At 70.3% G+C, this 11,989-nt stretch carries 8 protein-coding genes and 1 tRNA gene; 2 read left to right on the top strand and 7 right to left on the bottom strand.

Annotation, left to right across the window (positions count from 1 at the left end):
• Positions 1–61: 61 nt before the first annotated feature.
• Positions 62–1,726, bottom strand: coding sequence for an energy-dependent translational throttle protein EttA (ettA, locus tag P3T35_RS14655; RefSeq protein ID WP_101382505.1), 1,665 nt, complete (start codon positions 1,724–1,726; stop codon positions 62–64).
• Positions 1,727–2,518: 792 nt separating this feature from the next.
• Positions 2,519–3,457 carry a single-stranded DNA-binding protein gene (locus P3T35_RS14650; RefSeq protein WP_280706224.1) on the bottom strand — a complete coding sequence of 313 codons (939 nt, stop codon included), beginning with the start codon at positions 3,455–3,457 and terminating at the stop codon, positions 2,519–2,521.
• A gap of 635 nt (positions 3,458–4,092) precedes the next feature.
• Here P3T35_RS14650 and P3T35_RS14645 point away from each other — a divergent pair.
• Positions 4,093–4,168, top strand: a tRNA-Arg gene (locus P3T35_RS14645).
• A 256-nt stretch (positions 4,169–4,424) separates the two neighbouring features.
• On the opposite strand, the gene P3T35_RS14640 is transcribed toward P3T35_RS14645, so the two are convergent.
• The 5 genes from P3T35_RS14640 to P3T35_RS14620 form a co-directional block, all read right to left on the bottom strand.
• On the bottom strand, positions 4,425–6,545 hold the full coding sequence (locus tag P3T35_RS14640; RefSeq protein ID WP_101382503.1) for a glycosyltransferase family 39 protein: 2,121 nt from the start codon (positions 6,543–6,545) through the stop codon (positions 4,425–4,427).
• Positions 6,542–7,609 (bottom strand): glycosyl hydrolase, encoded by a 1,068-nt coding sequence (locus P3T35_RS14635; protein ID WP_101382502.1) that lies wholly within the window; start codon positions 7,607–7,609, stop codon positions 6,542–6,544. The genes P3T35_RS14640 and P3T35_RS14635 overlap by 4 nt, the downstream gene beginning before the upstream one ends.
• Positions 7,606–9,021, bottom strand: coding sequence for a glycosyltransferase family 2 protein (locus P3T35_RS14630; RefSeq protein ID WP_101385314.1), 1,416 nt, complete (start codon positions 9,019–9,021; stop codon positions 7,606–7,608). Before P3T35_RS14630 ends, P3T35_RS14635 begins: the two co-directional genes overlap by 4 nt.
• Before the next feature lie 336 nt (positions 9,022–9,357).
• Positions 9,358–10,119 (bottom strand): 4'-phosphopantetheinyl transferase superfamily protein, encoded by a 762-nt coding sequence (locus tag P3T35_RS14625; RefSeq protein ID WP_101385313.1) that lies wholly within the window; start codon positions 10,117–10,119, stop codon positions 9,358–9,360.
• A 366-nt stretch (positions 10,120–10,485) separates the two neighbouring features.
• Positions 10,486–10,977 (bottom strand): NUDIX hydrolase, encoded by a 492-nt coding sequence (locus P3T35_RS14620; RefSeq protein WP_101382501.1) that lies wholly within the window; start codon positions 10,975–10,977, stop codon positions 10,486–10,488.
• A 105-nt stretch (positions 10,978–11,082) separates the two neighbouring features.
• On the opposite strand from P3T35_RS14620, the gene P3T35_RS14615 reads away from it, so the two are divergent.
• Positions 11,083–11,898, top strand: a complete 816-nt coding sequence (locus P3T35_RS14615; RefSeq protein ID WP_101382500.1) for an enoyl-CoA hydratase/isomerase family protein — start codon at positions 11,083–11,085, stop codon at positions 11,896–11,898.
• Positions 11,899–11,989: the final 91 nt, after the last annotated feature.

Raw genomic sequence — 11,989 nt, 5'->3', positions numbered from 1 at the left:
CCCCGAAGCGGGGCGCCTCACCGGGCCGACGGACGGTTCGTCTGACCGAACGACCGGACGATCAGCCGCGGGTCAGCTTCTTGTAGGTCGCCCGGTGCGGACGGGCCGCGTCGGCACCCAGCCGGTCGATCTTGTTCTTCTCGTAGGACTCGAAGTTGCCCTCGAACCAGAACCACTTGCTCTCACCCTCGTACGCGAGGATGTGGGTGGCCACTCGGTCCAGGAACCAGCGGTCGTGCGAGATGACCACGGCGCAGCCCGGGAACTCGAGCAGGGCGTTCTCCAGCGAGGAGAGGGTCTCGACGTCGAGGTCGTTGGTCGGCTCGTCGAGCAGCAGCAGGTTGCCGCCCTGCTTGAGGGTGAGCGCGAGGTTCAGGCGGTTGCGCTCACCACCGGAGAGCACGCCGGCCGGCTTCTGCTGGTCCGGGCCCTTGAAACCGAAGGCCGAGACGTAGGCGCGGGACGGCATCTCGACCTGGCCGACGTTGATCCAGTCGAGGCCGTCGGAGACGACCTCCCACAGGGTCTTCTTCGGGTCGATGTTGGCGCGGCCCTGGTCGACGTAGCTGATCTTGACCGTCTCGCCGACCTTGACGTCGCCGGAGTCCGGCGTCTCCAGGCCCTGCAGCATCTTGAAGAGCGTGGTCTTGCCGGCGCCGTTGGGGCCGATCACGCCGACGATGCCGTTCCGGGGCAGGGTGAAGGAGAGATCCTCGATCAGGACCTTCTCGCCGAAGGCCTTGTTGAGCTTGTCCACCTCGACCACGATGCTGCCCAGGCGCGGGCCCGGCGGGATCTGGATCTCCTCGAAGTCCAGCTTCCGCATCTTGTCGGCCTCGGCCGCCATCTCCTCGTACCGGGCGAGGCGGGCCTTCGACTTGGCCTGGCGGCCCTTGGCATTGGAGCGGACCCACTCCAGCTCTTCCTTGAGCCGCTTGGCGCGCTTGGCGTCCTTCTGGCCCTCGACCTTGAGACGGGCCTGCTTGGTCTCCAGGTAGGTGGAGTAGTTGCCCTCGTACGGGTAGGCACGGCCGCGGTCGAGCTCGAGGATCCACTGCGCGACGTGGTCCAGGAAGTACCGGTCGTGGGTGACCGCGACGACGGTGCCGGCGTACTTGGCCAGGTGCTGCTCCAGCCAGTTCACCGACTCGGCGTCGAGGTGGTTGGTGGGCTCGTCGAGGAGCAGCAGGTCGGGCGCCTCGAGCAGCAGCTTGCAGAGCGCGACCCGGCGGCGCTCACCACCGGAGAGGCTGGTGACCGGCCAGTCGCCGGGCGGGCAGCCCAGCGCGTCCATGGCCTGCTCCAGCTGGGCCTCGAGGTCCCAGGCGTTGGCGTGGTCCAGCTCCTCCTGCAGCTTGCCCATCTCGTCGAGCAGCGCGTCGGAGTAGTCGGTCGCCATCAGCTCGGCGATCTCGTTGAACCGGTCGAGCTTGCCCTTGATCTCCTTGACGCCGTCCTGGACGTTCTCCAGGACCGTCTTGGACTCGTCGAGCGGCGGCTCCTGCAGCAGCATGCCGACGGTGTAGCCGGGCGACAGGTATGCCTCGCCGTTGGAGGGCTGCTCCAGGCCCGCCATCATCTTCAGCACCGTGGACTTACCGGCGCCGTTGGGACCGACGACACCGATCTTCGCCCCGGGGAGGAAGTTGAGCGTCACGTCGTCAAGGATGACCTTGTCGCCGTGTGCCTTGCGCACCTTGCGCATGGTGTAGATGAATTCCGCCACGTGAGATCGCTCCGGCGTCGTCGAGGAGTAGAGGGAAGGGCTTTCGGGATACAGCGTTCAGCGTTCCATTGTGCCGCACCGGGCCCCGCATCCCGAACCCCTGCCCGGCAGCGGGCCCGGGCTCCGCACTCAGGGACCAGCCGTCACAGCCGGCCCACCTGTCGCCCGAGACAGCCACCCGGGATGTCCGTCGCCTGGGATCAGGCCGAGGATGTGCCCCAGGTCGGCGTTGCGCCTCGGGGCGCAGTGCGACCCGTAGCGGCGCATCGCGTGGAGGGCACCCGCTGCTGGCCCGCCACCCACTGCCATGCCAGAGGTGAGCATGACAGCTGCTTTGCGGGCAATGCCCGCCGTTGCATCTGAAACGGGAAAAACCCCCTCCGGGCAGAGCCGCACCCCTGGACGACTCGCCCCACCGTGCTGCACTCCCCATGCACCGACACATCATGCCGAACCAGACGCAACCTATTGACAGCTGCCAGCGGCCAACCGCAGGATCCGCCGAAACCGCTTCCGTTTCGGAATTGTTATCAAGGAACAGGTGTAGCCAGCCTCTTGACGGGGTGACAGATAGCTCATCACTTTATCGACTTCTGCCAGTCCCATTGCTTCGACGGGTTGCGGTGGCCGGAGAGATGGAGTGTCGACAAAAGCTCAAAGGATGCTCAAGTTCTCACTCGCCGAGCAGACTCGCCCACCATCGGAGAGCCCGCCAGGTGGCATCAGTTCGGCCCCGGCCGACCGTCGGCAACATTCACCGTGCCACCTGACAGATCGTTCATCATTCATCTTTCACACTGGCAGCGCCTCCCCATCAGCCCCCGGGGCTCCACCCACCCCGGCGAGAACGCCGGCCCGACCTCCCCGGCCGCTATGGGCGGGCCGACCGCCATGCGTGACCCGCGCCGCCGCTCCAGCCGTTTCGGCCTCATGCACCCTGCTCTCCTCCGGTGCCATGTCAGACACAGCACTCACCGTCTCCCCGACTCGCCGTCTGGTGGCCTGAGCCACGTGAGCCACCTGCACCTCTCCGACCGCCGGACCATCGGCCAGCCCGGGCAACGCCTCCGCCTCCAGCTGCTGCCGCCCCGCGCTCGCCACCACACGCTCCAGCACGGGAGCCGACCGCCGCCGGGAGCGCGCCACCGGCGAGGAGGGCGGCTCGACCGTCGCCTCGCCCACCGCCATCTCGCCCACCGGCAACTGCCCCGCCGGCGAGGCCCCCTGGCCGATCACTCCCGCCCAGCCAACCGGCTCGCCGGCCACCCGCTCACCCACAGCCCCGGCCAGCGACGCCTGCCCGCCCAGGGCTCGCCGCTCCCGCACCGCCTGCGCGATCCACTCGGGCACCGCCTCGCCGGCCGGCTGGACCCCGGCCAGCTCGGAACGCCCTCGCACCGACGAGCGGAAGGCCGAAGTGCCCCGGCCCAGATCGTGCCCGATCGCCCGAGCGTCGATCTCGACCACCGACCGCCGCTTGCCCTCGTCCTCCCATTCACGCACCCGCAGCCGCCCGCTCACCAGCACCGGATCGCCCTTCTCCAGCGAGCTGACGACATTCGACGCGAGCCCACGCCAGGCCAGCACCGTGACCCAGAGGGTGTCCCCGTCCACCCACTCGGCGCGCGCCCGGTCGTAGCGCCGCTCGGTCGAGGCCAAACGGAAGTTCGCCATCGGGATACCACCCGCCGTCTGCCCGTACTGCACCATCGAGGCGACATTTCCAATCATCGTGACCATGGTCTCGTTCACCGCAGGTCCTCCCATTTCTCGCGTTTCTCGGCGCCCCGGAGAATTCCCGGCCACTGACGATGCTGGCGCATGCCGAGCGCACCGGTCGGAGGGAATTGAAACCTGTGGAAAAACCCCACCTTGTGGACAACTTTGCTGAGCCATAGCAGTATGATTTTCTTAATCACAGCAAGCCCTGCTATGCGTTCATGACAACCACATGCCGGAGTGCCGGACGCCTGGTCGGCGCGCCCCTGAACGAGTGGCCTACACCAGCTCTGTTCACGTCATCCGACTTGACGAACCGATTTCCGACAGACTCCCCCGATACTCATCGGTCACGTTCCCGGCACACCCCGCTACCGGCGCGGCTAGTCCATAACGGCTGAGGAGACATCGCCATAACGACTGCACAACGTCCGGCGGCAACACCGCCCCCAACGCTGCACTCGTCGTACCTACCTGCGATTATCAGACCGCTATCGCAAGGCCGACACACCCACCCCACACGTGGAAAGCCGAGCAAGGCAGCGGACGCCCTTATCCTGTCCCGGCGGGGCAAGGGCTTCATCACCCCCACCCGCACCCAAGGCAATAGGCAGGAACCCCAACAGGTCCCGCGCCACCGCCCACCCGCCCCCGTAGCTCAGCGGATAGAGCAGGTGCCTTCTAAGCACTTGGCCGCAGGTTCGAGTCCTGCCGGGGGCGCCATCACGCCCCGCCGCTCCAGCCCGGACCGGCGGGGCGTTTTTGCTGGTCAGGGGCCTTACGGTGGCCATGTCCGAGCCGAGCAGCGCGGTCCTCGCCGCCGGCGACGTGGCGCGTTAACGCTGAGCCGGAGGGCACGCGGACAGGCGTCGCGACAGCCCCAGACCCAACCCCAGCCGCACCCCCGACCGCCCCTCACCGCCAGCGGACTCAGGGCTGCCGGCCGCTCGGAGTCGGCGGCCGCTCGCCCTGGGCGTGCTCAGGATGACGTCTGCCGTACCCAGATCTCGAAGTGGCCGCCGACGGTGGAGGTCTGGTAGGGCAGGGCGCTGAGGAGGCGGTAGTGGCCGGTGGAGCGCAGTTCCTGGCGGACCGCGTCCTCGGCGGCGGGGAGTCCGTTGGAGTAGTCCAGGACGACGCCGTCGAAGTAGCCGTCGTCGACGGCGGCACGGTAGCCGGGGATCCCGGAGAGGTGTCGGCCGTCCTTCGTCTTGTAGTCGATGTAGAAGAACGACAGCCAGTCCTGGTAGGAGGTCAGGTGCTCCCGGCTCAGGTAGTAGATGGGGCCTTCCTCCGGGTCGCCGAGCCAGTGCTGCCCGGGGCGCACCGTGTAGGCGAGCTGCGGGATCAGGTAGCGGGTGTCCGGCCAGCTGCCGTAGTAGGAGACGGACTGGCTCATGCCCAGCGTGAGCGCCAGCACGCCGATGGCGATGGCCCACTGCGGGAACTTGAAGTGGGCGCCCATCAGCCGGGTGACGCCGACGCCCGCCATCGGCGCGGCGAAGAAGAGTCCGAATCCGATGTGCTTCTGCAGCGAGGTGTCCGTCTGCAGGTGGATCTGGTAGGCCGGTGCCAGCAGCGCCGTGCCGGTCAGCAGGACGCCGATGGCGGTCCGCCAGCGCCGGCCCGGGACCGCCCGCCGCCACCCCGGGACCTCGCTGAGCCGTGCGGTGCGGGCGTAGAGCACCGAGCCGACCGTCGCCACGGCCACCAGCAGGCCCGCCCAGCGGCCGCTGTCCTGCAGGATCTGCCACGCGGTGGTGGTGCCGTGGGCGCGGGCGGTCGTGGTGCTCTGGATCGCGCTCAGGTAGCCGCTGCCCAGCAGTGCCGCCATCAGCGCCGTCACCGTCGTACCGGCGAAGACGGCGCCGCGCTGCAGGGCGCCGCGCATCCCGTGGGAGCGGTAGGCGGCCAGCACCAGGAGCAGCACGAGGGTGGGCAGGAACAGCGCGGAGGCGTACTTGACGCCCACGGCCAGGGCGGTGATCAGCCCCACGGGGGCGGTCAGCGCCCAGTGCCGGGGTGCCACGGTGACCAGCAGCCAGGCGCTCAGGGCGAGTAGGCAGACGGCCATCGCGTCGTAGGTGGCGAAGTGGCCGAGGAAGAGCGTCGGCATGGACACCGAGAACAGGGCGGCCGCGCACAGGCCGGCGCGCTCGTTGAACAGCCGCCTGGTCAGCCCGTACAGGCAGGCGGTGGCGACCAGCATGAACAGCAGGCTCATGGCTCGGACCCCGGCCAGGCCGAACAGCGAGTCGACCGCGGCGGCCAGCACCGGGTAGAGGGTGGGCGCGCCGGAGAAGTAGCTGCCGAAGCCGCCGTATTCGATCTGGCCGTAGAACAGGTGCCCGATCTCCACGTGTCCGGCGTAGACGTACAGCGCCTCGTCCTCGAACGCGGCATTGGCCAGTCGCAGCGACAGCGCGGCCTGCACCAGCAGGATCACCAGCAGCAGCGCCTGGCTGACCAGGCGGCGCCGGCGGCCGGTGTCGGACGCCCAGCCCATGGCCACCACCGGGGGCAGGGTCCAGCCGGGCAGCGGCGGTTCGACGAAGGCGTAGCCGGGATCGGGGTCCGCCGGCATGGGGGGCAGCACCCGCAGCTGCATGGTCCGGGAGTTCTCCGGCTCCGGGTACTCCTGCGGCTCGGGAGCCTCGGCTCGGCGCGGGCCGGGGAAGGAGCGCAGGATGCGCAGCGGCATGGTGGTGGAGTTGATCGGCTCGACCGGCTCCGGGCTGTCGTCGTCGTCTTCGAAGCCGATGAAACCTGCGGAGCCCCTGGGACCTACAGAGCGCGTCGAGCCGGTCGTACCCGTCGAGCCCGTCGAGCCGACGAAGCCCATGGAGCCCGTCGCGGGCCGGGCCGCAGGCCGGACCGCAGGCCGGGCCGAGGGTGCCGCCGGCCGCCCCTGGTCGGCCAGCTCCCGCAGGATGCGCAGCGGCATCGTCCTGGAGTTGAGCGGCTCGGCGAACGCGTCCTCGCGCGCGGTTGCCGGCGCCGGCACCCGCGCCGCAGGAGTCGCCCCGCCGCTCGGTCCGCCCTGCGCCGGGCTCGCGCCGCCGTCGGGAACCTGGCCGGCCTCGGCCTGGGTGTCGGTCATTTCAGGCCCGTCAGGTTGATGTCGTACGCGGGGTTCGCGGCGCCGGCGCGGAAGGCGGCCAGCGTGTCCGGGCTGCTGTCGACCCGCCAGTCGGTCTCCTTGTTCAGGTCGAACCAGATGAAGCCGACCACGTCCGGCTGGTCCGCCACTGTCTTCAGCAGTTCGGTGATCTGCCCCGGTTTCCGCGGGCTCGGCTGGGAGCCGGTCTCGGCCAGCAGGAAGGGCCGCTGGGTGAAGGTGCGGATCTGACTGAAGGTCGGACCGAACAGCTGGCTGAAGTTCTGGGCCCCGGTCAGCGCGTAGTACCCGACCACGCCGACCCAGTCGACGTAGCCGTCCCCGGGGTAGTAGGGCTTGAGGGCCACGTTCGGCGCCGGGTTGACGATGTTCGGGCTCCAGACCCAGATCACCGTGGAGACGCCCTGGTCCTGGAAGACGTCATGGACGTGCTGCCAGGCCTTGACGAAGTCGGCGGCGTTCGACTGCTTGGTGCCCCAGGGGTACCAGTTGCCGTTCATCTCGTGGCCGAGGCTGATGGCCACCGGGACGTTGATGGCCCGCAGGGTCTTGGCGGTGCTGACGATGTAGGCGTCCTGACTGCCGCCGGCGATCTGCGCCATCGTCGCCTTGTAGGGCTCCCAGGCGATGTAGGGGAGTTGGCCGTCCCGCCAGACCGCGCGGGTCTGGTCGGCCTGCAGCGCGTCGCCCCACCCCAGGTAGTACTCCAGCAGGGTCGGCGTGCGGCCGACCTTGGTGGCGTACTGCTGGACCGGACTCAGGTTCAGCGGTACCCCGTCGAAGGTCGCTCCGAAGAACTTCTTGGCGGGATTCAGCAGCGGACGGATGTCATAGGGCTGCACCGGCGCCGCCGTGCCGCCGCCACCGGCCGCGGTCTGGGCCGGCTGGGCACCGTTCCCGCCCCCGCCGATCGGTGCGGACCCGTCGGCGGCGCAGCCGGACAGGAAGAGCGCCGCGGCCACCACGGCGAGCAGCAGGCGGGCTGCGGCCGGCAGGCCGGTGCGCGGCGTACCGGCCTGCCCGCCGGTGCGCGGCGTACGCGTCATGCCTGCACCTCCTTGGGCTGGACCAGGACGCGACCGACCGCCACCGCGTAGAACAGTCCGGAGCCGAGCATCAGCGCGTAGTTGGCCGGGTCCGAGCCGGTCATCCGCCACACGGCGAGGGCGGGCCAGAGCACCGCCGTGGGCGCGCTCCAGAACCACATGCCGCCCCAGAAGCGCTGGGTCTTGTTCTTCTTGGCGCCGCTGGACCCGGTCGGCTGCCAGCCCATCGGGCGCCGCCGGACGACGTCCCAGATCGCGAAGACGTGCGCCCACCCGTACATCACCCGGGTCGCCCAGGCTTCGAGCCGGTAGGGGTTGCGGTGCCACAGCGGGTAGATCACCGTCAGGTACAGGAAGCTGGGCGCGACCATCCACATGTTGGTGGCCTGCAGCTGGTTCGGGTAGTGGATCAGCAGGGTCAGCGCGATCAGCGGGGCCGTGAAGGTGAGCAGCGCGGTCTCGATGTAGTAGACGAAGCCGGAGATGTAGCAGAGCCGGCTGGCGAAGCGCATCCGCACCCGCCAGAAGTCGTTGAGGCTGCCGAGCATGCTCATGGACGCCATGCACCAGCGGTACTGCTGGTTGTAGTAGGCGCCGATGGTGTCCGGGCAGATGCCGGTGGACAGCGCGAGCGGCACGTAGCGCAGGTCCCAGCCGCGGGCGCGCAGGTCGAAGCCCGTGTGCATGTCCTCGGAGTGCTCGATCAGGCTGGTGCCGCCGATCTCGTCCAGCGCGGCGCGGCGGTAGACGGCGCAGGACCCCACGCAGATCGAGCCGTCGCTGCGCTGCCGGGAGACCTGGACCGAGCGGTAGAACAGCTCCTGCACCGCGCCGCCGCCGCGCTCGACCCAGTTCTGCTGGTCCAGTACGCGGAAGTACTGCGGCGACTGGACGATCGCGGTGCGCGGGTCGGCGTCCAGGTAGGGCAGCAGCTCGTGCAGCAGGTCGGCGCGCGGGGCGAAGTCGGCGTCGAGGATGAGGATCGCGTCGCCGCCGGAGTTCTCGAAGCCGTAGCGCAGGTTGCCGGCCTTCTTGAACCAGCCCCGGTTGGGGCGGACCAGGTGGCGGAACCCGAAGTCCGCGGCCATGGCCCGGGCTTCGGCGCTGTCGCCGTCGTCCAGCACCAGCACCTGCACCTCGCCCGGGTAGGTCTCGGTCAGCTGCCGCACGTACATCCAGGTGTTGTGCAGCACCTCGATCGGTTCACCGCAGATGGGCAGGAAGACGTCGACGCTGGGATACCGCGCCGGCTGCCACTCGCGCACCAGCCGCCGGTGGGCCTTGATGTCGAAGCTGGGTGCGAAGAGCTCCAGGCGCATCGATATCCCGAACCCCACCACGGACAGCAGCAGGATGGGCGCGAAGACCCAGATCCAGGCGCTGTGGCGGGCGGTGTCGAGCTGGCTGATCAGGACGCAGACGAACCCGATGAACGAACTGGTCGTCAGGACCCAGCTGTAGCGCTTGACGTAACTCTGCTTCTCCCGGTCGTCGGGAGGAGACGGCAGCAGGCCTGCCGGGGCAGCCGGATACCCGTTCCTGGGGGCACGTCGCTGCCCACCACTTCGGACAGCGGCCGGGTATGTGTTCACTGGCGCCGGTACCCCCTGACCGGAGAACCCAACGGTTCTTCACGGAACCTGCGTGAGCTTGGAGAAGGGCATACTAAGGCGCAAATCTTCGAATGCCGAACTCGGGGACGACTGCCGTCGCCCCCGGCCGGATCCCGGGTACGCTGTCCCGCCTTCTCAGCCGATCCCGGGGCCGATCCCCAGGTCAAGGCCGGGGTCAAGGCCGGGGTCGAGGTCGAGGTCGAGGTCGCGGACGGTGAGGGGCAGCGGGGCGGGGGCGTCGGTGCGCAGCGCGATCGCGGCGTCGTAGGCGTCGGGGACCGGGACGGACTGGATGGCCCAGCCGGGCGGCGGGGTCGCGGGGTGGGCGGGGTAGCCGGGGCCGAGGCCCACGTAGTCGGCGGCGGCGCCGGCCCCCAGGCCCATGCCGGTGCCCTTGAGGTAGGCCTCCTTGCGGACCCAGCAGCGCAGGGTGGCGGCCGGTCGCAGGTCGGCGGCGACGGCGGCGAGTTCGGCCTGCTCGGCGGGGTGCAGCTGGCCGGCGATGTCGGTGGCGGTGGCGGCGCCGAAGGCCGCGAGCCGCTCGACGTCCAGACCCACGGTGTCGGGGGCCAGCGCGATCAGGGCGAGACCGGTGGTGTGCGAGAGGGAGAACTCCAACGGCTCGTCCGAGATCACCTCGGGACGGCCGTGCGGCTTGCCGCAGCCGGGGCAGGCGGCCTGGCGGAAGCGCAGTTCGGCGGCGGGGCGGTGGAGGCGGTCGGCGAGCAGGGTGCGCAGCGCGACGTGGGCGATCCGGTAGAGGTCCTGGTCCGCCGGGCGGCGGAAGGCGGCGGCCTTGCGCTGCTCGGCGGCGTCGAGCACTCGCGGCGCGAGCGATGCGGCCGCCGCGCTGTTGGCCGGCGTCACCGCGATGCGCCAGACCTCGATCTCCCCCATGCCCACCATCCGTCGTCCGTTTCCGACCGGTTCTGATCTCCTGTCATCCCACCGTATGTGCGGTGATGTTGTAAACGGGCAACGGCGATCTCGGCCCACGGCCTTGCGGCGGGGCACCGAGGCCGCCCCCTCCACGGTCCCGATGCCCCGTCGTAAGGCCGTCGACCTGCGTTGTTGGCACTGCGCAGTTCTTTCGTCATCCGGAGCGATGACTATTCACCCGGCTCCGTCAGATCCTGTCAAGAGTGTGATGGGCATGCGAAGGAACTGAAGATTTGTCACACTCACTCACCGTGAATGTTGTCCGGTTTGCTCGCAGTTGCTCCTCACCCTCCGCATGCCATCGGCTCTCCGGCCGGTAGCGGCTCAGATCCCGGACACCGTGCCCGCGATCACCCGGACCACACCGTCCTCCCGTGCGCCCAGTGCGGCACGCAGCCGGGACTCGCGGGCCGGGCCGAGCAGCTCGTACGCCTCCGCCACCGGGGCCCAGCGGTACTCCTCCAGCTCGGCGGCCTGCAGTGCGATCTCGGTGCCGACCGGCACCGAGCCGGCGTCGAAGACGAAGTGCACCGAGGGGTGCGGGAGCTGCTCGGACGGGTGGGTCCAGGCCACCACCAGCAGGGGACCGACCTCCCGGTCCAGGCCGGTCTCCTCCAGGAGTTCACGCCGGGCGCACTGGGCCGCGTCCTCGCCGAGGTCGATGACACCGCCCGCGAACTGCCAGCCGGGGCGGTAGTTGGGCTTGACCACCAGCACCCGGCCGGCCTCGTCGGTCAGCAGGGCGGCGGCAGCGGTGTAGGAGCGGGGCAGCGAGGCGAGCCAGGCGTCGCGGGGCAGCAGTCGGTCCTGATCCATGGGGCGTCTCCGATGGGCTGGAATGCGGACGGGCCGACGCTACCGCTGCCGGGGGCACCCGTGCCCGCCGCCGGTGCCGTGCCCGCGACCTGGGAGAGTGGGCCCATGACCGACCAGACGACCCTGATCGCCGATCGTGCCGAACTCCCCGGCCCGGTCGCGGGCCTGCGGGTGTTCCACGGCGAGGACGGCGTCGCCGTGCTGCTGCTCGACCGTCCGAAGCGCCGCAACGCCGTGACCCTGCGGATGTGGCAGGCGCTGCCCGAGGTGCTGGCGGGGCTCGCCGAACGTCCGGGCCTGCGGGCCCTGTTGGTGACCGGCGCCGAGCGGACCTTCAGCGCCGGCGCGGACATCGCCGAACTCGCCGACGTGTACGGGGATCCGGCCGCCGCCGACGCCTACCACGCGCGCAACGTCGAGGCGGAGCAGGCGCTGGCCCGCTTCCCGCACCCGACGCTGGCCGTGGTGCACGGCTCCTGCGTGGGCGGTGGCTGCCAGTTGGCGCTCGCCTGCGACCTGCGGTTCGGTGCCGAGGACGCCCGACTCGGGATCACCCCGGCCAAGTTGGGTGTCGTCTACCCGGCGGTGCCGACCGTCCGGCTGGCCGGCTTGGTCGGTCCGGCCCGGGCCAAGTACCTGCTGTTCTCGGGCGAGTTGGTGGACGCGGCGCGGGCCGAGCGGTTCGGGCTGCTTGACGAGGTGCATCCGGCAGCTGAGTTGGACGGGCGGGCGCTGGAGTTCGCCCGGCTGCTGGCCCGCCGCTCGCCGCAGACCATCGGTGCGGCGAAGGCGGCGCTGGGGGCCGGCGACCTGGCCGGGGCCCGGGCCGCGCTGGCGCCCTGGGAGCGCCGCTCGCGCGAGGCGCCGGACGTCCGCGAGGGGCTCGCCGCGTTCCTGGAGCGGCGCGAGCCCGCGTTCTGACGCCGGTCGTGCCGCCCCTGCTCGCCGGTCGTACCGCTCCCGCTCACCGGTCGTGCCGTCCCCGCTCACCGGGCCCGGACTGGGCCGGGCG

Origin of the sequence: Kitasatospora sp. GP30 (assembly GCF_029892145.1) — a bacterium.
GTDB lineage: Bacteria > Actinomycetota > Actinomycetes > Streptomycetales > Streptomycetaceae > Kitasatospora > Kitasatospora acidiphila.
This window is presented reverse-complemented; position numbering and strand designations above follow the sequence as displayed.

Bases quoted from the DNA above. Each gene is read 5' to 3' on its own strand.
- P3T35_RS14640 (WP_101382503.1), bottom strand. From the start codon at position 6,545: ATGACCGACACCCAGGCCGAGGCCGGCCAGGTTCCCGACGGCGGCGCG.
- P3T35_RS14650 (WP_280706224.1), bottom strand. From the start codon at position 3,457: ATGATTGGAAATGTCGCCTCGATGGTGCAGTACGGGCAGACGGCGGGT.
- P3T35_RS14615 (WP_101382500.1), top strand. From the start codon at position 11,083: ATGACCGACCAGACGACCCTGATCGCCGATCGTGCCGAACTCCCCGGC.
- P3T35_RS14635 (WP_101382502.1), bottom strand. From the start codon at position 7,609: ATGACGCGTACGCCGCGCACCGGCGGGCAGGCCGGTACGCCGCGCACC.
- P3T35_RS14625 (WP_101385313.1), bottom strand. From the start codon at position 10,119: ATGGGGGAGATCGAGGTCTGGCGCATCGCGGTGACGCCGGCCAACAGC.
- P3T35_RS14620 (WP_101382501.1), bottom strand. From the start codon at position 10,977: ATGGATCAGGACCGACTGCTGCCCCGCGACGCCTGGCTCGCCTCGCTG.